Source organism: Amycolatopsis sp. NPDC043887, assembly GCF_056435665.1.
Window position 1 is genome coordinate 391,266 of record NZ_JBWKEB010000003.1, and the last position, 20,534, is coordinate 411,799.

Here is a 20,534-nt window from a genome sequence, read left to right on the forward strand (position 1 = left end):
TTTTACTCGCGGGTGCGCCCGACGAGGGTACCCGGTGGGGAACCCCGGTCTTTGCGATAGAGGTCCTTTTTGGCGATGTAGCGCACCACACCGTCGGGGACGAGGTACCAGACGGGCTCCCCGCCTTCGACGCGCTCGCGGCACGCGGTGGACGAGATCGCCATCGCGGTCACCTCGACCAGGCTCACCTTCCCGCTCGGCAGATGCTGCGAATTGAGGCGGTAGCCGGGCCTGGTGACGCCGATGAAATGCGCCAGGTCGAACAGCTCGTCGGCGTTGCGCCAGGTGAGGATCTGTTCGAGCGCGTCCGCGCCGGTGATGAAGAACAGCTGGTCGTCCGGGTATTCGGCACGCAGGTCGCGCAGGGTGTCGACGGTGTAGGTCTGCCCGACGCGGTCGATGTCGACGCGGCTGACCGAGAACACGGGGTTGGACGCCGTCGCGATCACCGTCATCAGATAGCGGTCCTCGGCGCGGGTGACCACCCTGTCGGACTTCTGCCACGGCTGGCCGGTGGGCACGAAGATGACTTCGTCGAGCGCGAACCGCGCCTGGACCTCACTGGCCGCGACGAGGTGCCCGTGGTGAATGGGGTCGAACGTGCCGCCCATGACCCCGATCCTGCGTGGTGACATGGGTCGTGAGCCTATACAGCGCTCGAGGCTCCACGCTCGGGTCGCCGGACCCACCGACCGGTGGTGATCTGGATCACATTACAGTCCGTTCCATGGATGAACGGTCCGTTTCGAAGCCAAGTTGGGCGCGAAGCGCCTCCGTTGAGGGTGGCGGCGGGGGCATGGATGGACATGCCGATCGCGACTTCGTCGGTGGCATGGGGTAGAGGTGGGGACGTGGACACATCGACTCTCCGGGATCGCGCCGAGACCCTCCTCCAGTCGTTGGCGGGCGAGGGCGCCCGCCTGCGTGACGACCAGTGGACGGCCATCGAGGCGCTGGTCGCGCACCGCCGTCGCGCGCTCGTCGTGCAGCGCACCGGCTGGGGGAAGTCCGCGGTGTACTTCCTGGCCACCGCGTTGCTGCGGGAGCGCGGCAACGGCCCGACGGTGATCATCTCGCCGTTGCTCGCGCTGATGCGCAACCAGATCTCCGCGGCGGCGAGGGCGGGTATCCACGCGGCGACGATGAACTCCGCGAACCCGCAGGAGTGGGATCAGGTCCAGGCGGCGATCGCGGCAGGCGAGGTCGACGTCCTCCTGGTCAGCCCGGAGCGGCTCAACAACCCGGACTTCCGCGACACCGTCCTGCCGAAGCTGACCGCGACCGCCGGCCTGCTCGTGGTCGACGAGGCGCACTGCATCTCGGACTGGGGCCACGACTTCCGTCCGGACTACCGGCGGCTGCGGACACTGCTGAAGGACCTGCCCGAAGGTGTCCCGGTGCTCGCCACCACCGCGACCGCGAACGACCGCGTGGCGACCGACGTCGCCGAGCAGCTCGGCATCGGCAACGGGGGCGACACCCTCGTCCTCCGCGGCAGCTTGGACCGCGAAAGCCTGCATCTGTCGGTGGCCAGGCTGCCGACGTCGCAGGCCCGGCTCGCCTGGCTGGCCGAGCACCTGGCGGAGTTGCCGGGCTCCGGCATCATCTACACGCTCACCGTCGCCGCCGCGCACGACGTCGCGGGATTGCTGACCGAGCGCGGCTACCCGGTCGCCGCCTACACCGGGAAGACCGATCCGGCGGACCGGCAGGCAGCCGAAGACGATCTGCTGAACAACAACGTCAAGGCCTTGGTGGCCACTTCGGCACTGGGCATGGGGTTCGACAAGCCGGACCTGGGCTTCGTGGTCCATCTCGGCGCCCCGTCCTCGCCGATCGCGTACTACCAGCAGGTCGGCCGTGCCGGGCGTGGCGTCGACCGCGCCGAAGTGATCCTGCTGCCTGGCCACGAGGATAAGGACATCTGGGCGTACTTCGGTTCGCTGGCGTTTCCGGACGAACTCCGGGTGACCCAGGTGCTGAACGCGCTGGCGTACGCGGACCGTCCACTGTCGACACCGGCACTCGAACCGTTCGTGGAGCTCTCCCGCTCCCGGCTGGAGATGGTCCTGAAGGTGCTGGACGTCGACGGCGCCGTCCGCCGGGTGAAAGGCGGCTGGGAAGGCACCGGCGAAGACTGGCGCTACGACAAGGAACGCTACGCGCGAGTAAGCGCGGCGCGGACCAACGAGCAGAACGCCATGCTGGCGTACCTGGAGACCACCGGCTGCCGGATGGAGTTCCTCCGGAAGCAGCTCGACGATCCCGAAGCGACACCCTGCGGGCGCTGTGACAACTGCACCGGAAAGCATTGGGACACCACGATTTCCGACGACGTCGTCGACGCCACCCGGCAACGGCTGCGCCGTCCCGGGGTCGAGGTCGCGCCGCGGAAGATGTGGCCGACCGGGATGGCCGGGCTGGACGTTCCGCTTTCCGGGCGGCTGCCGGCGGGCGAGCAGGCCGAAACCGGCCAGGTCGTCGGCCGGGTGACCGACGTAGGCTGGGGCACGCGGCTGCGCGAACTCGTCGGCCCGGCCGCGGTGGACACCGAACTCCCCGACCCGGTCTTCCAAGCCTGTATCGAAGTGCTCAAGGGCTGGCAGTGGCCGGAGCGCCCGGTGGCAGTGGTGGAAGTGCCTTCCGCCACGCGACCTGAGCTGGTCCACAGCCTGGCGACGAAGCTGGCCTCGATCGGACGCCTGGAGTACCTGGGCGCCGTCGCCTCGGCGGGGCCGCCCCCGCGTCAGGCGAACAGCGCGCAACGGCTGGCCGATCTGTGGAAACGCCTCAGCCTCCCCGAGGACCTGTCGGTGCGAGTGGCCGCGACCGACGGCCCGATCCTGCTGGTCGACGACCTCATCGACACCGGATGGACGATGACGCTGTCCGCGCGCCTGCTCCGCCAGGCCGGAGCCCGTGCGGTGCTGCCGTTCGCTCTCGCCAGCACCTCGTAACCGAAGAGCCCCGATCCCGACATTCGACAGGTTCTTTCCCGCGCGGGGACTTTCTGGCAAGGTTCCGTCCACGCGCGAGTACGGAGGTGCCGATGGCGGACTCAACGACGGAGCGGCTGGGGCATCGGCTCCCGGTGAAGAAGTTGTTCGCCGCCAGTGTCGGCAACGCGCTGGAATGGTTCGACTGGACCATCTACGCGACCTTCAGCATCTACTTCGCCAGTGAGTTCTTCCCGAAGGGCAACGAAGCCCTGGCGTTGATCAACACCTTCGCCACCTACGCGTTGGCGTTCTTCTTCCGCCCGCTCGGCGGGATGTTGCTCGGCCGGTTCGCCGACGTCAGGGGCCGGAAGCCGGCGATGATCCTGACCATCGTGCTGATGGCGGGCGGCTCGGTGGCCATCGGTCTCCTGCCGACGTTCGACCAGGTCGGCTGGCTGGCCCCGATCCTGTTGCTGCTGGCCAGGGTGGCGCAAGGACTGTCGCTCGGCGGTGAGGTCTCCAACGCTTCGGCCTACCTCGGTGAGATCGCGCCGCCCGCCCGCCGCGGCCGGTACTCCGCCTTCTTCTACATCTCGACCGGTTCCGCCGTCCTGCTCGCCTCGATCCTCGGATTCGTGCTCGCGCGGACGATGTCCAAGGCGGACCTGACCGCGTACGGCTGGCGGATCCCGTTCCTGCTCGGCGGTGTTCTCGGCATCATCGGCCTGTGGCTCCGGCGCAGCCTCGCCGAGACCGAGATCTTCGAGGAGAAGAAGTCGACCGCGCGCCGGGTCGAGCGTCCGCTGCGCACCACCCTCCGCGAGCACCCGCGGGCCGTCGTGCAGCTCGTGGGCTTCTCGATGCTGTCGACCCTTTGCTACTACACGTTCTTCAGCGCCCTGACTTCCTTCGCGGTCAAGACCCGCAAGGCCGACGACGTCGACGTGTTCCTCGCGTTGTCGATCGCGACGGCTTTGTTCGTCGCGCTTCAATACCCGATGGGCGCCTTGTCGGATCGCTTCGGCCGCAAGCCACAGCTACTCGTCTGGGCGGCGGCGACCGCGATCCTCATCGTCCCGCTATCCACTTTGGTCAGGCCGGGGCTGCCGGGCCTGCTGGTCGTGTTCTGCGTCGGGCTCTGCCTGTACACGGCGATGACGTCGATCGCGCCCGCGATCATGAGCGAGCTGTTCCCCACCGAACTGCGCGGTCTTGGCATCGGCGCCTGGTACAACCTGACCGTCGCGTTGTTCGGCGGGACCGCTCCCCTGGTGCTCACCGCGCTGTCCGACGCGGGGTTGTCCACGCTGTTCTTCTGGTACGTGGCCGCCGGAGCGGTGATCGCGTTCTTCGTCATTCGCACCTTGCCGGAGACCAAGGGCAGCGACCTGCGCTGAAAACTCCGTCGCCGATGACGTGACGAGGTGGCTACCCTCGCGCTCCTACGACGAGCGCGAAGGAGGGACACCGTGTTGTTCGGCGATGTAAGCGAGGAATTGGCGCGACGCGTGGTGGATGCCCTTCGTCACGTCACCGACATCGAACCTCCGTCCGCACTGGTGCGGGTCTCCGCGCGGGACGGGATCGACTATCAGTGCGATCTCGCGATGAGCTTGGGCAAGCGACTCGGCAAGCCACCGAGGGAGATCGCCGCCGACATCGTGTCGCGGCTCGACGTCGCCGACCTCGCCGAACCACCCGAGGTCGCGGGGCCGGGCTTCCTGAACTTCACGCTGCGCTCGTCCTGGCTGGCGGAGCGGACGACCGCGCTCAACGGTGACCCACGGCTGGGCGTCGCGGTGACGCCGCGTCCACGGCGGATCGCCATCGACTACAGCAGTCCGAACGTGGCGAAGGAAATGCACGCCGGACACCTCCGGTCGACCGTCATCGGTGACGCGATCACGCGGCTGGCGCGGTTCGCCGGGCATGAGGTCATCCCGCACAACCACCTCGGCGACTGGGGTACGCCGTTCGGCATGCTGATCGAGCATCTGCTCGACGAGCGCCCGTCGGGTCCTTACACGATCGGCGATCTCAACGGCTTTTACCGGGCCGCCCGGACGAAGTTCGAAAGCGACGACGACTTCGCGGCCCGGTCTCGGAATCGTGTAGTGCTCCTGCAAAGCGGTGACGATGAGACTTTGTCGCTGTGGCGGCGTCTGGTCGACGAGTCGACACGGCATTTCACTCAGGTCTACGAACTCCTCGGCATCGACCTGACCGATGAGGACATCTACGGCGAGAGCTTCTACAACCCGTTTCTCGCCGCCGTCGTGGACGACCTGACCGCCGCCGGGCTGACCGAGATCAGCGATGGCGCGGTCTGCGTCTTTCCCGACGGTTTCCGTAACCGGGAAGGCGATCCGCTGCCGCTCATCGTGCGGAAGCGGGACGGTGGATACGGCTACGCGGCCACCGATCTCGCGACCTTGCGGTACTGGACGGAACAACGTGGGGTGACCGACCTGCTCTACGTCGTCGGAGCGCCGCAAGCGCAGCACTTCGCGATGGTGTTCGCCGTGTGCCGGGCCGCCGGCTGGCTCCGTGACGACCATCGGGCCGAGCACATCGGGTTCGGTTCGGTGCTCGGTGAAGACGGGCGTGCCATGAAGACCCGGGCGGGCGAGTCGGTCCGTCTTTCCGACCTGCTCACCGAGGCGGTCTCCCACGCCGCCGAAGTGATCGATGGCCGGGGCGACCTCTCCCCCGGCGTGCGGGAAGAGGTCGCCGAGGCGATCGGGATCGGCGCGCTCAAGTACGCCGATCTTTCCGGCGATCGCGAGCGTGACTACGTCTTCTCCTGGGACCGGATGCTCTCCCATGACGGAAACACGTCGGTCTACCTGCAGTACGCCAACGCACGGATCCGTTCCGTGCTGGCGAAGGCGGGCCAGGACCTCACCGGCGCGCGGATCCTGCTCGGCCATCCCGCGGAACGAGCGCTGGCACTCGCGCTGGCCCGCTTTCCCGAGGCGGTCGGCGCGGCGACCGCCGGGCATCTCCCCCACAAGCTGTGCACCTACCTGTACGAAACCGCGGTCGTTTTCTCGCGGTTCTACGTACAGTGCCCGGTACTGGACGCGGAAGGTCCCGGCGTCCGCGACTCGCGTCTACTGCTGGCCGAGCTCACTTCGAAGACGCTGACACTGGGTTTGTCCCTGCTCGGCATCTCGACCCCTGCCCGGCTATGAGTCGCCGTGGTCGCTGAAGACCTTGCGCTTCAACGGAGGGACCGCCTGGAAGAAGCGGAACATTCCTCGCGCCATCGTGCGGCCCGCCCGGTTCTCCGACACGAACTGGCGGGCGCTGCGTTCCGAGTCGCGCACCGCCGCGAAACCGTAGTCCCGCATCCGCTGCTCGTAGTCGGCGACCGCGGAGCGCACCGCGCCGGTCTTCCGTACTTCGACGAGGTTGCGGCACAACAGCTGCGCGTCCCGGAGGGCGGTGTTCGCCCCGATGCCGCGGAACGGGGTCATGCTGTGGATCGCGTCGCCGATCAGGGTGACGTTGCTCGTCGGCCAGGGAGCGACGGGTTTCGAAGTGAAGATCGGCAGCCGGGACACCGACCCCTCGGGCGAGCCGGCGACCAGCTCCTTGAACGCGGGGGCCCAGTCGTCGATCAGGTCCAGCACCAGGGACCGCAGAGCGGACCCGGACAATGACGACAGGCCGTCCGGATAGCGTCGGCGGTCCGCGGCGAACGCCCACATGACGTAACTCGAGGTGTTGTCGAACAGGACGGGGTCGTACTCGGCAGTCTCGTCGTCGACAGACAGGGCGCCGCTCAGCTCGTGCGGCGCGCTGAACAGCCCCGCGCCGGTTCGCGGCATCACCATGCTCGGGCCGTCGGTGAGCCGGGAAGGCAAACGCTTGCGGGTCTCGTCGGTCAAGGGGTGTTTGCCCGCGATGGCGATGATCCCGGTGTCCACCCGGTCGGCTTCGGGCAGGAACTGTTTGCGCACCCGGGAATTGGCCCCGTCGGCGCCGATGACCAAGTCGGCCTCGACGGTGCTGCCGTCGGCGAACTCGCAGACGACCACCTCGCCTTGGCGGCGGTAGCCGACGAACTCCTTGCCGTGGTGGAGAACTCCGTCGAGCCCGTCGGACAGCACCTGATGGAGGCTGATCCGGCTGACCGAGTGGTGGTCCGACGCGGGATCGGGGCTCGATATGAGCTCGCTGTCGATCACCATCAGGTCCTGCAGCCGCTCGGTGACGAAGGTGAACGGTCCGCTGGTGGTGCCCGTGGTGTCCAGGAAGCGTTGCCAGAGCTCAGGCGGAAGGCATTCGTGCAGTGCGGCCGAACCGTGCGGATTGATGTGCACGCGATAGCCCTGCAGGCGTTCGATCCGGGTGCGGCCGCGCTCGTGGACGGACACGTCGATCCCCGCCTTGCGCAATCCCTGCGCCAAACAGAGCCCGCCCGTTCCGCCGCCGATGATCGCGATTCTCGTGGTCACGGGTTTCTCCTCTCTCCGCAGACAACTATCATCCAGACGGATGATACGGTCAACTATACGTTTGAAAGAGTCAGCGGCTAAGCTGAACCCCATGTCCGAATCCGCCCCACGCAGCCCTCGCCGCGCCCCCGTCGAACGCCAGCGCGATCCCGAGCGCACGAAGAAACAGCTCTTGGAGGCGGCGAAGGCCGAGTTCGGCGCGAAGGGCTACGCCGCGGCACGCGTCAGCGAGATCGCCGTGAAAGCGGGCGTGAACAAGCAGCTGATCTCGTACTACTTCGGCGGCAAGGAAGGGCTGTACAACGCGCTGACCGCGACGATGTACGACGACTACGTCGCGGCCGCCGACCACGAGAAACCGTTCGCGGAGGTCGTCCGGTTCTTCGCCCAGTCGGGAGTCCGGGATCACGACCTCGCCAAGCTGTTCCTCTGGGAGAACCTGACCGACGGCGCCCCCGACGCGGTCGGCGTCGAGGGCCAGCGCGGGTTCCTCCAGCGGCAGGTGGAGTACGTACGGGCCCGGCAGGCCGCGGGCGACTTCCCTGCCGACCTCGACCCCGGCTTCCTGCTGGTGATCTTCATGGCCGCGTCCAGTGCCGCGCTGGCACTGCCTCGCGTCGTACGCGCGGTCTCCGGGCAGGACCCCGCGTCGGCCGAGTTCGCCGAGGCCTACGGCGAACAGCTGGCGCGCCTCGTCGGCCACCTCGCCGATCAGGGGAAGCGGTAGCAAAGGTCCCCCGCTGTCGCTTGAACCTTTCGGGCCCCCGCCGGACTAGAGAGGGCACGAAGAAGAGGGGGTGGCCGGTGGGACAAGCGAGAGACGCCGACTTCAGCGAGTACTTCGCGGCCCGCGTGCAGCGGTTCCGGCGGCTGGCGTTCGGCATGTGCGGCGACTGGCACGGCGCCGAGGACCTGGTGCAGGCCACGTTCGTCCAGTTGTACCGGCGTTGGCGGCGGGTGCGACCGGACACCGTCGACGCCTACGCGCGCCGGATCCTGCTCAACCTCTTCCTCGGCCGGAAGCGAAAACACGGCCGGGAACTGGTGACCTCGACGCCTCCGGACCGGGCCGCCCCCCCCCCGGGCTACGACAGCCACGATCGGATCGATCTCGAGCGGGTGCTCAGCGGCCTGACGCCGCGCCAGCGCGCGATGGTCGTTCTCCGCTTCCTCGAGGACCTCTCGGTCGCCGAAGTGGCTTCGCTGCTCGGTGTCGCCGAAGGCACGGTAAAGAGCCAGACCGCCCGTGGGATCGAAGCACTGCGCGCCGTCCTGCCCTCCCCGACGAGCAAGGAGTAGTCATGGAAGACCAGGACGTCCGCTCCGCGCTGAAGGAGTACGTGACCGAGGCCGAGCCGCCCGTCGGGCTCACCGGCGACGGCGTGCTCGCCGCGGGCCGCCGGTCACGACGGCGCCGTCTGACGACAGTGGTCGCGTCAGTCGCCTTGGCCGCGGCGGGATTTCCGGCTGGAACCGCGATCATCGCGCTTCCCGACCGGAACGAGCCGGCCGCGGCTTCACCCTGCGGCGCGAAGTCGACTGAGGAAACGACTGAAGCGGCGAAGGCCCGGCTCTCCTGCGTGCTCGAAGCGACGGTCCGGGCCCGGGTCACTCTCGGCTCGGACACCCCGTTCGACCTGAAGGCCATCCCGATCGGCAAGGGGAACGGCTACCGCCTGGTGTACCCGGTTCGCGACGGCTCGCTGTCCGTGACCGTGCTGCCCAACAACGGAACGCTGCTCTCCACGGGGGTGGCCTGTCGCAGACTGGATCCAGTCCCGGCCACCTGCTCGGCGAGCCTGATCGACGGCGGGACCCTGATCGAGACGACGACCGGAGAAAAGGACGGTCACCTCTCCTACGGGGCGGCCTATCAAACCGAGACGGCGATCGTGGAGGTCTCCACCGACGGCGGCGACAACGCGCGGCCGCCGCTGAGCGAGGCGCAGGTCCGCGAAATCGCCCTGACCCCGGGCCTGGTGCCCTAACGGCGCAGCGGGACGAGGTCGTCCGCGTGGACGACCTCACGGCGTTGTTCCGCGGGGAGGTCGTGGCTGGAGCGGCCGATGAGGTCGGGCAGTTCGCCCGCGTCGAAGGCCACGACCCCGCGCGCCACGGTCCGCTGTCGAAGATCGACCAGGTCGACGACGTCGCCGGCTTGGAAGTCCCCGTCGACGCCGGTGATCCCGGCGGCCAGCAACGAGCGGCGGCGGCGGACGACGGCCGCGACCGCGCCGTCGTCGAGGTGCAGTTTCCCGGACGCGCCCGCGGCGTAGCCCAGCCAGAACCGGCGGGCCGACAGCCGGGAGTCCGCGGCGGCGAAAGCCGTGCCGACCTCGGCGGTGGTCAGGGCGCGCGCTGCCTCGGAAGCGGCGGCGAGCAGGACTGGGATTCCAGCGCCGGCGGCGGTACGAGCGGCTGCGAGCTTCGAGACCATGCCGCCGGTGCCGAGCCCGGAGCTCGACATGCCGACGGTGATTCCGTCCACATCGGACTCCCCGGCGACCTCGGCGATCTTGCGGGTCGCTCCGTCACGGGGATCCCCGTCGTACAGACCGTCCACATCGGACAACAGGACGAGCGCGTCGGCGCCGATCAGGTGAGCCACCAGCGCGGCCAGCCGGTCGTTGTCGCCGAAGCGGATCTCTTCGGTGGCCACGGTGTCGTTCTCGTTGACCACGGGAACCGCGCCGAGGGCCAGCAGCCGGGTGAACGTGTTCTGCGCGTTGCGGTAGTGCGCACGGCGAACGACGTCGTCCGAAGTCAGCAGAACCTGGCCCACGGTCAGGGAAAAGCGGCCGAACGACTCGGCGTAGGCGTGCGCCAGCGCGAGCTGGCCGACACTGGCCGCGGCCTGCTGGGTGGCGAGGTCACGCGGCCGTTTGCCGAGCGAGAGCGGCGCGAGTCCCGCGCCGATCGCGCCCGAGGACACCAGCACGATCTGCGTGCCGCGGGAGACCCGGTCGGCGATCGCGTCCACCAGAGCGTCCAGCCTGGTCACGTCGAGACCGTCGCCGGCGGTGGTCAGCGCTGAGGAACCGACCTTGACGACCACCCGCTTCGCGTCGGCGATCGCCACCCGGGTTGAGCTCACTCGTCGTCCATCTCGTCTTCGTCTTCGATGCCGTCCGGACCGTCACGACGGATCCGGCGGGCTTCCTTGCGCTCGGCGGCACCGATCCGGCTGGTGTTCTCCAGCCGCACGTCCGTGCCCCGGCCCGACAGGTGCACCGCGACCCCGGCCGGGGTCGACGGCTCCCACTCGAACTGGACGTCGCCGATGGTGACGGGGCTGCCGGGCACGGCGCCCTTGCGTGCCAGCACTTCCTCGACACCCAGCCGGTTGAGCCGGTCCGCGAGGTACCCCACGGCTTCGTCGTTGCCGAAGTTGGTCTGCCGGATCCACCGTTCCGGTCGGGAGCCGCGGATGATGAACGCGCCTTCCTCCTCCGGGTCGAGCTCGACGGTGAAGCCGGCGTCGTCGACGGCCATCGGCCGGAGCACGACCTTCGCCGGCTCGGGGGCAGGCTGGTCGGCGCGGTACTTCTCGACGACGGCGGCGAGCGCGTAGGTCAGTTCCTTCAGGCCCTGCCGCGACGCCGTGGAGATCTCGAACACGCTGAGCCCGCGGGCTTCCAGTTCCGGGCGCACGAACTCGGCGAGTTCGGCGGCGTCCGGGATGTCGATCTTGTTCAGCACCACCACACGCGGCCGGTCGGCGAGGTCGCCGCCGAGGCTCGGGGTATAGCGGGCGAGCTCCTCTTCGAGGGCGTCGATGTCGGACAGCGGGTCGCGCCCAGGCTCGAAGGTCGCACAGTCGACGACGTGCACCAGCACCGCGCAGCGTTCGATGTGGCGCAGGAAGTCGAGGCCGAGGCCCTTGCCCTCGCTCGCGCCGGGGATCAGCCCAGGGACGTCGGCCATGGTGAACACGGTCGAGCCGGCGGTGATCACGCCGAGGTTCGGCACCAGCGTGGTGAACGGGTAGTCGGCGATCTTCGGCTTGGCGGCCGACAGCACCGAGATCAGCGACGACTTGCCCGCGGACGGGAAGCCGAGGAGACCGACGTCGGCGACGGAGCGCAGCTCCAGAACGAGGTCGCGGGACTCTCCCGGCTCGCCCAGCAGCGCGAATCCGGGTGCCCGGCGGGCCTTGGAGGCCAGCGCGGCGTTGCCGAGACCGCCACGGCCGCCCTGCGCGGCGACGAAGGTGGTGCCGGGGCCGACCAGGTCGGCCAGGATCTCGCCGTCCTCGGTCATCACGACGGTGCCGGACGGGACGCGCATCTCCAGCGTCTCCCCCGCCGCACCGGCGCGGTTGCCGCCCTGGCCCAGCTTGCCGTTGCCGGCTCGGGCGTGCGGGCGGAAATGGAAGTCGAGCAGCGTGTGGACGTTCGGGTCGACGACCAGCAGCACGTCGCCGCCGTTGCCGCCGTTGCCGCCGTCCGGGCCGCCGAGGGGCTTGAACTTCTCGCGGTGCACCGAGGCGCAGCCGTTCCCACCGTCGCCGGCGGCCAGATGGATCACCGCTCGGTCCACGAACCGGGACGCCATGACTTGCCTCTATTCACTCTCGAGAAAAAGGGGGATACATAAAACAAACGAGGGGTGGGCCCGGATATTCCGGCCCACCCCTCGTCAGAGGTTCTAACTCGAAGCCGGAACTCAGGCTTCGGTCGGCACGATGTTGACCGTCTTGCGGCCACGCTTCTCGCCGAACTGGACCGCACCGGCGGCCAGCGCGAACAGCGTGTCGTCGCCGCCACGGCCGACGTTCACGCCGGGGTGGAACTTGGTGCCACGCTGGCGGATCAAGATCTCGCCCGCGTTGACTTCCTGACCGCCGTAACGCTTGACGCCCAGTCGCTGCGCGTTCGAATCGCGACCGTTGCGGGAGCTGGACGCACCCTTCTTGTGAGCCATGGCTCAATCCTCTTTCTGACGAAGATCCGGAGAAAGTCCTACTTGGAGATGCCGGTGACCTCGACGCGGGTCAGCTTCTGCCGGTGACCCTGGCGCTTGTGGTAGCCGGTCTTGTTCTTGAACTTGTGGATCCGGATCTTCGGACCCTTGGTCTGCTCGACGACCTTGCCGGTGACCGAGACCTTCGCCAGCGCGTCGGCGTCCGTGGTGACGTCGCCACCGTCCACAAAAAGGACTGCGGGGAAGGTGTGCTCGGTACCCGGCTCGCCTTCGAGCTTCTCGACCTCGACGACGTCGCCGACGGCCACCTTGTACTGCTTGCCGCCAGTCTTGACGATCGCGTACGCCGACACGGAAGTCTCCTGCTTACTCGACAACGGGTGGGGGCTTGCGTGACCCGGCCCAACAAGAAATTCTCGGTGGGCAGATTCTGCGCAAGGTGCCCGCCGCTAAGTGGCGGGCCGCTCTATAGGTTACGTGGGGCTCCCCGGTGCGATCACACCGGGGTGCCCCTAGGTGTTCACTAGCTCTTTTCCGACGCCTTGACCGGCGGACCGGCCGGTCGTGAGGCCGCCCGTCGCGGACGACGGCGGGTCGTGGAGCGCACGGCCGGGGCCGGGACGTCCACCTCGGGCTCGGTCTCCTCCTGGGCCACCGGGGTCTCGGACGCGGAAACCTCTTCCGTCACAACGGTCTCAGCAGTCACCGGAATCTCGGGTGTTTCGGGCTCCGGGCCGGATTCCGCGACGACGGCGATCTCTTCTTCACGCACGGCCGGAGCCTCGTCGTCCGAAGTCGTCACCGGCTCACCGGCGAGTTCGGACGCGGGCGCCTCGGCGACCGGCTCCCGCACCGGCTCGGAAGCCGCCTCGGCCGCCTGTTCGACGGTCGCGTCGGCAACGGGCTCCGAATCCGCCGCCACCGGCTCAGCGGGCCGCTCAGCCACCTGAGGGGCGTGGCCGTTGAGCGCGGCGCCCTCGACGTTCTCGGTGGCCTCGTGCGAGTGCTCGCCCTTGGCCGCCTTGGTGGCGTTGGCCACGGCTTGGACCGCCGAAACCACCGACTCGCGCTGAGCAGGCGCCGTCGGCGCCTCGGTCTTGGCCGCGGCGGGCTCGTTCTGGCCCTGATCCTCGCCCTTGCCCCGGCCGCGGGACCGGCGTGAGCCCTGCTCCTTGCCGCCACCGCCACCACCGCCGCCGTGGTTGTGGCCGTTTCCGCCACCACCGGTGCGCTGCGGCTCGGTCGAGACGACCACGCCACGGCCCTTGCAGTGCTCACACGGCGTCGAGAACGCTTCGAGCAGCCCGGTGCCGATCTTCTTGCGGGTCATCTGCACCAGGCCGAGCGAGGTGACCTCGGCGACCTGGTGACGCGTGCGGTCGCGGCCGAGGCATTCGGTCAGCCGTCGCAGCACGAGCTCGCGGTTGGATTCGAGCACCATGTCGATGAAGTCGATGACGATGATGCCGCCGATGTCCCGGAGCCGGAGCTGGCGGACGATCTCCTCCGCCGACTCCAGGTTGTTCCTGGTCACCGTCTCTTCGAGGTTGCCACCCGATCCGGTGAACTTGCCGGTGTTGACGTCGATGACCGTCATCGCTTCGGTGCGGTCGATGACGAGGTAACCACCCGAGGGCAGCCAGACCTTGCGGTCCAGCGCCTTGGTGATCTGCTCGTCGATCCGGTGGTCGGCGAAGGCCGAACCGGTGCCCGTGTACCGCTTGACGCGATCCGCCAGGTCCGGCGCCACGTGCTGCACGTAGTTGTAGATGGTGTCCCAGGCCTTGTCGCCCTGGATCTCCAGCTTGGCGAAGTCCTCGGTGAACAGATCGCGCACGACCTTGACCAGCAGGTCCGGCTCTTCGTAGAGCATGACCGGGGCGCTGTTCTTCTTGCCGCCGTTGCCTGCTTCGGCCTTCTCCTTGATGACGTCCCATTGCGCCTTGAGGCGGCGGACGTCGCGGTCCAGCTCCTCCTCGCTGATGCCTTCGGACGCGGTGCGGATGATCACACCGGCGTCCTCGGGGACGATGCGTTTGAGGATGTCCTTCAGGCGACGGCGCTCGTTCTCCGGGAGCTTCCGGGAGATGCCGGTGGCGCCGCCCGCGGGCACGTAGACCAGGAAGCGGCCCGGCAGCGAGATCTGCGTGGTCAGGCGGGCGCCCTTGTGCCCGACCGGGTCCTTGGTGACCTGGACCAGCACGGAGTCGCCGGTGGAGAGCGCCTGCTCGATCTTGCGGGCCTTGCCCTCGAGACCGGCGGCGTCCCAGTCGACCTCACCGGCGTAGAGCACGGCGTTGCGGCCGCGGCCGATGTCGATGAAGGCGGCCTCCATCGACGGCAGCACGTTCTGCACGCGGCCGAGGTACACGTTGCCGACGATCGAGCCGGTGCCCGACGAGGTCACGAAGTGCTCGCACAGGACACCGTCCTCGAGCACGCCGATCTGCGTGGAGTCGCCCTTCTCGGCGACGACCATGGTGCGCTCGACCGACTCGCGGCGGGCGAGGAACTCGGCCTCGGACAGGATCGGCGCACGACGACGGCCCGCCTCGCGGCCGTCCCGGCGGCGCTGGCGCTTGGCCTCGAGCCGGGTCGACCCGCGCACGCTGCGGACCTCGTCCCTGGCGGGACGCTCGATCTCGGCGGCCTTGGCCTGGCGCACGTGGACGACCGTATTGGGCGGGTCGTCGCTGGTGGCCTCGGCGTTGTCGTCGTCCCCGCCCTTGCGACGGCGGCGGCGACGGCGGCGCTTGCTGCCACCATCCGAATCGCCCTCGGTTTCCGAATCGGCCTCGGCGGACGCCTCTTCGGCGGTCTCGGCGCCGGCCTCTTCGGCCTCTGCGTCCTTGTCCTTCGCGCGCTGCTGACGGTTACGCGGGGCTTCGGGCTGCTCGTCTTCGTTCTCGGACTCGGCCGAGCTCTCGTCGCCGCCCTTGCCCCGGCCGCGACCACGACGCCCGCGACGACGGCGGCGACGGCCGTTGGCGTCGTCACCGTCCTCGTCGGTGCCGTGGCCTTCGGCCTGCTCGGTCTGCGTCTCGTCCTCGTCGGAGGCGGTTTCCTCGGTCGGGGCGAAGGCGGGCTCCGGCTTGCGGACGGGCTTCGCCGCGACGGGCTCCGGCGGCAGGAACACCGGCGACGGCGCGGCGAACACCGGGACGTGCACGGCCGCCTTCGCGGGCCTGGTCGTCGGCTGCGGCGGCTCCGGCGTCACCGGGGCGGCGAGCGCGGGCGGAACACGCCGCGAAGGGGCCTCCACCTGGGAGGCGGGCTCCGGCTCGGCCTCGGGCTTGGTCTCGGGAGCCGCCGGGGTCTCGGCGACGGGAGCTTCGGCGGCAGGGGCCGCCTCGGCGGTTTCGGGCTCGTCTCCGCCGGCGAGGGCTTCGGCGAGCTTGTGCGCCACCTCACGGGTGACGCTGGACTGCGCGCTCCGGACGGTTTCGCCGAGCTCACCGAGCTTGGCCATCAGTTCACGGCTGTTGGATCCCAGCAGCTTCGCCAGCGCGTGCACCCGGATCCGGGGAGGCAGTTCGCCCAGCTGGCCTGCGATGGGTGTGGCGGTATTCCCGCCGGTGACGGCGGGTGTGTCCGCGTTCGACATATATCTCCTCCGCCCCCGGGCGCGTCGGCTGGCTCACACCGGCTCGACGCGGCCGCGCAGGGGCCCCTTTCTGTTCGTTCCGCCGTGGTGGTCACCAGCAGCGGGAATCCTTGCCCGGCACCGCGACGGCGCCGGGGTTGTCCGGGCGCCGCGTACGGCTGAAGGTCTGCTCGGCGGAGCGCTGGCCACGTTCGCGACATCGGGCCGCCCGCCACGTCGTCGAGCCTCATACAGCGGCGACGCGTGTGGAGGATGTGCAGCACACCACCGGGCCACGAGACCGCGAGCGCCACCTCTCACGTGTGCCCGTCGGCCAGCGGCCACCGCGAGTATCCCACACCCCGGCCCCACTCCGGTGTACTCGGTGCCACAGAGCCTGCTCCCGGGCGCGCCGCGGCCACCGGCCGAGCGAACTTCGCGGAAGAGCTTGTCGACCCGGCCGAGGGTGGCTAGCGTGCCGCTCGGGGGGTACCGACGTCCAGCCCAGCCCAGGCCGCGGTGCCCTCGTTGTCCGATGTTCTCCGGTGGGAGGTCCGGTGTCCCTGCTGGGGCGGTCCCTGCGAGCGGCCGTGTGCGCCTTGGTGGTGCTCTGCGGCTCGGTCGCCGCTGTGGCGACGGCCGAGGCCGCGCCATCGTGTCATCCCCAGGGACGGGCGCTGCGTTACGTCGTCGCCTTCGACAAGGGCACTTCCGAGGCCGAGGCCAGGGCCGCCATCGACGGAGGCTGTGGCAGCACGACGACCTACTATCCGCAGATCGCGGTGGCCGTGGCGACCTCGGCCGACCGTGCGTTCGCCGAACTGGTCCGGCCCGCCGCCGCGTTCAGCGCGCAGGCGGAACGGCTGGCGGTGCAGCGGGCCAACGGCTCGTCACCGGCCAGATCCGCGCCCGCTCGCGCCGAACTCCAGCCGACGGATCCGGCGAAGGTCCCTTCCACCGACCGCACCGGCGAACAGTGGGACATGCGCGCGATCGGCGCCGACAAGGCCCGCGTGATCGAGCCGGGCGACCGGGACGTCGTCGTCGGCATCCTCGACTCCGGCGTCGACCCCGCCCATCCCGAACTGGCGAGCGCCCTCGACCCCGAGAAGTCCGCGGGCTGCCTGACCGGCGTGCCCGACCGCAATTGGGCCGCGACGACGTCAGTGCACGGCACCCACGTCGCGGGGATCATCGCCGCGGCCGACGACGGCAAAGGCGTCACCGGGGTGGCGCCCGGCGTCCGGATCGCCTCGGTGAAGGTGATCGACGATCGCGGGTACGCCGACCCCGAAGCCGCCGTCTGCGGGCTGATGTGGGCCGCCTCACAGGGCATGGCGGTGACGAACAGCAGCTACTTCGTCGACCCGTGGTCGCTCTCGTGCGCCCACAACGACGAACGGGGCGTGGTGAACGAGGTCATGGCCCGTGCCGTCGAGTACGCGACCTCGGCGGGCACCCTCACCATCGCGGCGGCGACCAACGAGGCCTCCGAGCTGGTGCCGTCGCCGCGCTCGGGTGCCCGGTCCGGCTCCGAAGGCTGCCAGGCGCTGCCCGCGGGCCTGCGTGACGTCGTCGCGGTGTCGTCCGTGAGCGAGGAGCGGGTCAAGGCCGGCTACAGCTCGTACGGACTGGGCGTGATCGACGTGGCCGCTCCCGGCGGCGAGGCCGGGCGATGCGTGCTTTCGACCGTTCCCGGCGGATACGCACCGCTGTGCGGGACGTCGATGGCGGCGCCGCACGTCGCCGGGGTCGCGGCGTTGCTCGCGTCGAAGCATCCCGGCTACGGCGCCCGCCAGCTGAGGCGGACACTGGACGCCCAGGCCACCCCGATCGCGTGTCCCGCCGACTACGACCTGACCGGTGACGGCTCGCAGGACGCGTACTGCACCGGATACGCGGGATTCAACGGCTTCTACGGGCATGGGATGGTCGACGCGCTGGCCGCGGTGGCGCCCCGGCGGACCGGCGCGAACCCGGCCCGGTGACGGGTCAGCGCAGCAGGAGCTTGCCGAACCGCTTCGAGGACGCGTAGATCCCGACCGCCGCCAGCGCCACCAGGTACGCCACGTTCCCGATCATGCCCCACGACAGGACGCCCACCGAGAGCCCGCGCATCAGCTCGATGCCGTGGTACAGCGGGAAGACCTGCACGATCCACTGGATCCCCGCCGGGTACACCGAAAGCGGGTAGAACGTCGTGGAGAACAGGAACAGCGGCATCAGCACGAGGTTGATGTAGTCGAACTGCGACACCGACCGCAGGAAGGTCACCAGCACGATGCCGATGGCCGAGAACGCCATCGCGATCAGCAGCGCCGCCGGGATCATCAGCAGGGCCCACCACGAGCCGGGCAGCCCCATCACGGTCATCACGCCGAGGAACGTCGCCGAGTAGATCCCGCCGCGCAGCACCGACCAGCCGACTTCGCCGAGCGCGATGTCCAGCGGCCCGATCGGGGTGGCGAGCATGGCGTCGTACAGCTTGGCGTACTTCAGCTTGAAGAACAGGTTGTACGTCGAGTCGAGGATCGCGCCGTTCATCGCCGACGCCGCGAGCAGGCCGGGCGCGACGAAGGCGACGTAGCTCATCGCCTGCCCGCCGGGCCCCACGACCTCGCCGACGAGCTTGCCGAAGCCGAGCTGGAAGGCCATCAGGTAGAACAGCGGCTCGAAGACGCCGGACACGAACAGCATCCAGGCGTGCGAGTACGTCAGGAAGGTGCGCTCCAGCACCGCCGTCGACCGGCCGCTGTACAGCGCGGACGGCAGGATGCGCAGCAGCACCCCACGCCTCGGCTTTCCACGTCGCAGCGCTTCGGTGAGGACTGCCATCAGACCACCAGCCGTCGGTAGAAGTACTTGTGCGCCAGCGCCCAGCCCACCCCGGCCAGCACGACCAGGAAGGCGAGGTGGCCCAGCGTGGCGAGCGGGCCGACGGTGCCGAGACTGACCGCCCTCGCCGCCTCGTTGCCGTGCCACAGCGGGGAGATCCAGGCGATCCACATCAGCGGGGCGGGCAGTTCGGTGATGGGGAAGAACGTGCCGGAGAACAACGTCATCGGGATCAGGACGAACCGGAACACCAGGCCGAACCGGGTGCCCTCGTCGTAGGTGGTCGCGGCCAGCGCCATCACCGGGGTGCCGCACGCGATACCGGTGAGCGTCCCGATCAGGATGACGGCGAGCACGCCGAAGCTCGTCCAGGATCCGAAGAGCGCCGCGATGACGGCGTAGATCGTGCCGGCCAGGGTCAGCCGCAGGCTCACCCACATGATCTGGCTGCCGAGTACCTGCCCCGGCGTGATCGGGGTGGCGGTGACGGCGATGTAGTCCTGCTGCCACTTGAACCCCGAAAGCACCGGGTAGCTCGACTCCCCCACCGCCAGCTGCGCGGCACCCGCCACGAGCAGCGCGGGGGCGACGTACTCCAGGTACGAAAACCCGCCCGTCGCCGCACCGGCCTGGACCTGTGAACCGAATCCGAGCCCCATCGCGGCCAGGAAGAGCACCGGTTGCAGGCCCGTCGAGTACAAAGTGGACACCCAATACCGGCGGTACCACATCCAATGGCCCTCGACCCGCAGCCAGGCTCCCGCCCAGCGCGAGACCACGCGGCCCGTCGACGCCTTCGTCTGCGCGGTGGTCATCAGTCCACCAGCGTCCGGCCGGTGAGGCGGAGGAAGACGTCCTCCAGCGAACTGCGGCGGACCAGGCTCGACAGGGGACGCAGCCCGCGCGCGTGCGCCTGCTCGAGGGTGGCCTCGCCGGTCATCGTGTAGAGCAGGACACGGTCCGGCAGTACCTCGACGCGTTCGGCGAGGCCCTCGATCCGCTTCGCGGCCGCCTCCTGCTCGCCGTTCGGGAAGCGCAGCTCCACGACCTCGCGGGTGGAGTACCGGCTGATCAGGTCCGCGGGCGAGCCTTCGGCGGCGATCCGGCCGTTGTCCATCACGACCAGCCTGTCGCAGAGCTGCTCCGCCTCGTCCATGTAGTGCGTGGTGATGATGAGCGTGGTCCCGCCCGCTTTGAGCCGGAACAGCCTGTCCCACAACAGGTGGCGGGCCTGCGGGTCGAGCCCCGTCGTCGGCTCGTCGAGGAGGAGCAGCTCCGGGTCGTTGACCAGGGACCGCGCGATGGTCAGCCGCCGCTTCATCCCGCCGGAGAGCGAATCGACCTCCGCGTTCGCCCGGTCGGTGAGCTGGGCGAACTCCATCAGCTCCTCGGCCTTGCTCCGCACGTGCGACCGGGAAAGCCCGAAGTAGCGGCCGTAGATCTGCAGGTTCTGCCGGACGGTGAGCTCGGTGTCCAGGTTGTCCTGCTGCGGCACCACCCCGAGCCGGGCGCGGATCTTCGGCCCCTCGACGTCCGGATCCATGCCGAGGACCCGCAGGTCGCCGTCGGTGCGCGGGGAGACGCTCGCGATCATCCGCATGGTGGAGGACTTGCCCGCGCCGTTGGGCCCGAGGAAGCCGAACGCTTCCCCCGGGCGGACCTCGACGTCGATCCCGCGTACGGCCTCGAAATCGCCGAACCGCTTGACCAACGCCTTCGCCTGCACCATCGCCGGTTCGTGCTCTGAGTCACCCACGGTAGGCACCCTAGGACCTGCCACCGACAAAACTC

At 69.4% G+C, this 20,534-nt stretch carries 17 protein-coding genes; 7 read left to right on the forward strand and 10 right to left on the reverse strand.

What is annotated here, in order from left to right; all coding sequences use genetic code 11:
* Window positions 1-2: 2 nt before the first annotated feature.
* Entirely contained in the window at window positions 3-635 is a 633-nt protein-coding gene (gene nadD, locus AC069H_RS11265) for a nicotinate-nucleotide adenylyltransferase (RefSeq protein WP_478227671.1), read from the reverse strand.
* A gap of 216 nt (window positions 636-851) precedes the next feature.
* On the opposite strand from nadD, the gene AC069H_RS11270 reads away from it, so the two are divergent.
* From AC069H_RS11270 to argS, 3 genes are all read left to right on the forward strand, one after another.
* A complete protein-coding gene (locus AC069H_RS11270; RefSeq protein ID WP_478232156.1) occupies window positions 852-2,957 on the forward strand; it encodes a RecQ family ATP-dependent DNA helicase in 2,106 nt (701 codons plus the stop codon).
* A 92-nt stretch (window positions 2,958-3,049) separates the two neighbouring features.
* Window positions 3,050-4,336: an MFS transporter gene (locus AC069H_RS11275; protein WP_478232157.1), complete on the forward strand. Its 1,287-nt coding sequence runs from the start codon at window positions 3,050-3,052 to the stop codon at window positions 4,334-4,336.
* A 72-nt stretch (window positions 4,337-4,408) separates the two neighbouring features.
* Window positions 4,409-6,133: an arginine--tRNA ligase gene (gene argS / locus AC069H_RS11280; RefSeq protein WP_478232158.1), complete on the forward strand. Its 1,725-nt coding sequence runs from the start codon at window positions 4,409-4,411 to the stop codon at window positions 6,131-6,133.
* Here the strand turns inward: argS and AC069H_RS11285 are convergent.
* Window positions 6,128-7,402, reverse strand: coding sequence for an FAD-dependent oxidoreductase (locus AC069H_RS11285; RefSeq protein WP_478232159.1), 1,275 nt, complete (start codon window positions 7,400-7,402; stop codon window positions 6,128-6,130). The two genes, argS and AC069H_RS11285, sit on opposite strands and share 6 nt — an antisense overlap.
* A gap of 91 nt (window positions 7,403-7,493) precedes the next feature.
* Here AC069H_RS11285 and AC069H_RS11290 point away from each other — a divergent pair, with 91 nt between their 5' ends.
* From AC069H_RS11290 to AC069H_RS11300, 3 genes are all read left to right on the forward strand, one after another.
* Complete coding sequence (locus AC069H_RS11290; protein WP_478232160.1) at window positions 7,494-8,129, forward strand: TetR/AcrR family transcriptional regulator; 636 nt, start codon at window positions 7,494-7,496, stop codon at window positions 8,127-8,129.
* A gap of 77 nt (window positions 8,130-8,206) precedes the next feature.
* A complete protein-coding gene (locus AC069H_RS11295; protein WP_478232161.1) occupies window positions 8,207-8,701 on the forward strand; it encodes a SigE family RNA polymerase sigma factor in 495 nt (164 codons plus the stop codon).
* Between the two features lie 2 nt (window positions 8,702-8,703).
* Window positions 8,704-9,390, forward strand: a complete 687-nt coding sequence (locus AC069H_RS11300; RefSeq protein WP_478232162.1) for a hypothetical protein — start codon at window positions 8,704-8,706, stop codon at window positions 9,388-9,390.
* Here AC069H_RS11300 and proB read toward each other — a convergent pair.
* The 5 genes from proB to AC069H_RS11325 all read right to left on the reverse strand — a co-directional run bounded on the left by proB (window position 9,387) and on the right by AC069H_RS11325 (window position 15,929).
* Window positions 9,387-10,496: a glutamate 5-kinase gene (gene proB, locus AC069H_RS11305; protein WP_043847979.1), complete on the reverse strand. Its 1,110-nt coding sequence runs from the start codon at window positions 10,494-10,496 to the stop codon at window positions 9,387-9,389. The genes AC069H_RS11300 and proB overlap by 4 nt on opposite strands.
* Entirely contained in the window at window positions 10,493-11,956 is a 1,464-nt protein-coding gene (gene obgE, locus AC069H_RS11310; RefSeq protein WP_340685497.1) for a GTPase ObgE, read from the reverse strand. Before obgE ends, proB begins: the two co-directional genes overlap by 4 nt.
* Before the next feature lie 111 nt (window positions 11,957-12,067).
* The gene (rpmA, locus tag AC069H_RS11315; RefSeq protein WP_007034782.1) at window positions 12,068-12,325 is read right to left on the reverse strand and encodes a 50S ribosomal protein L27; all 258 of its coding nucleotides are present in this window, start codon (window positions 12,323-12,325) and stop codon (window positions 12,068-12,070) included.
* 38 nt (window positions 12,326-12,363) lie between these two features.
* A complete protein-coding gene (gene rplU, locus AC069H_RS11320; RefSeq protein WP_005158538.1) occupies window positions 12,364-12,678 on the reverse strand; it encodes a 50S ribosomal protein L21 in 315 nt (104 codons plus the stop codon).
* 170 nt (window positions 12,679-12,848) lie between these two features.
* Window positions 12,849-15,929: a translation initiation factor IF-2 N-terminal domain-containing protein gene (locus AC069H_RS11325; protein ID WP_478232163.1), complete on the reverse strand. Its 3,081-nt coding sequence runs from the start codon at window positions 15,927-15,929 to the stop codon at window positions 12,849-12,851.
* 536 nt (window positions 15,930-16,465) lie between these two features.
* Between AC069H_RS11325 and AC069H_RS11330 the strand changes: the two genes are divergently transcribed.
* Window positions 16,466-17,896, forward strand: coding sequence for a S8 family peptidase (locus AC069H_RS11330; RefSeq protein WP_478232164.1), 1,431 nt, complete (start codon window positions 16,466-16,468; stop codon window positions 17,894-17,896).
* A 4-nt stretch (window positions 17,897-17,900) separates the two neighbouring features.
* On the opposite strand, the gene AC069H_RS11335 is transcribed toward AC069H_RS11330, so the two are convergent.
* Genes AC069H_RS11335 through AC069H_RS11345 form a run of 3 tightly spaced genes read right to left on the reverse strand, consistent with a single transcriptional unit; the run spans window position 17,901 to window position 20,472 of the window.
* Window positions 17,901-18,743, reverse strand: a complete 843-nt coding sequence (locus AC069H_RS11335; RefSeq protein WP_478227660.1) for an ABC transporter permease — start codon at window positions 18,741-18,743, stop codon at window positions 17,901-17,903.
* Window positions 18,743-19,558, reverse strand: coding sequence for an ABC transporter permease (locus AC069H_RS11340; RefSeq protein ID WP_478227659.1), 816 nt, complete (start codon window positions 19,556-19,558; stop codon window positions 18,743-18,745). The genes AC069H_RS11335 and AC069H_RS11340 overlap by 1 nt, the downstream gene beginning before the upstream one ends.
* Window positions 19,558-20,472 (reverse strand): ABC transporter ATP-binding protein, encoded by a 915-nt coding sequence (locus tag AC069H_RS11345; RefSeq protein ID WP_046199923.1) that lies wholly within the window; start codon window positions 20,470-20,472, stop codon window positions 19,558-19,560. Before AC069H_RS11345 ends, AC069H_RS11340 begins: the two co-directional genes overlap by 1 nt.
* Between the last annotated feature and the right edge of the window lie 62 nt (window positions 20,473-20,534).

Bases quoted from the DNA above. Each gene is read 5' to 3' on its own strand.
- nadD (WP_478227671.1), bottom strand. From the start codon at position 635: ATGTCACCACGCAGGATCGGGGTCATGGGCGGCACGTTCGACCCCATT.
- AC069H_RS11275 (WP_478232157.1), top strand. From the start codon at position 3,050: ATGGCGGACTCAACGACGGAGCGGCTGGGGCATCGGCTCCCGGTGAAG.
- AC069H_RS11290 (WP_478232160.1), top strand. From the start codon at position 7,494: ATGTCCGAATCCGCCCCACGCAGCCCTCGCCGCGCCCCCGTCGAACGC.
- AC069H_RS11300 (WP_478232162.1), top strand. From the start codon at position 8,704: ATGGAAGACCAGGACGTCCGCTCCGCGCTGAAGGAGTACGTGACCGAG.
- obgE (WP_340685497.1), bottom strand. From the start codon at position 11,956: ATGGCGTCCCGGTTCGTGGACCGAGCGGTGATCCATCTGGCCGCCGGC.
- rpmA (WP_007034782.1), bottom strand. From the start codon at position 12,325: ATGGCTCACAAGAAGGGTGCGTCCAGCTCCCGCAACGGTCGCGATTCG.
- AC069H_RS11325 (WP_478232163.1), bottom strand. From the start codon at position 15,929: ATGTCGAACGCGGACACACCCGCCGTCACCGGCGGGAATACCGCCACA.
- AC069H_RS11335 (WP_478227660.1), bottom strand. From the start codon at position 18,743: ATGGCAGTCCTCACCGAAGCGCTGCGACGTGGAAAGCCGAGGCGTGGG.
- AC069H_RS11340 (WP_478227659.1), bottom strand. From the start codon at position 19,558: ATGACCACCGCGCAGACGAAGGCGTCGACGGGCCGCGTGGTCTCGCGC.
- AC069H_RS11345 (WP_046199923.1), bottom strand. From the start codon at position 20,472: ATGGTGCAGGCGAAGGCGTTGGTCAAGCGGTTCGGCGATTTCGAGGCC.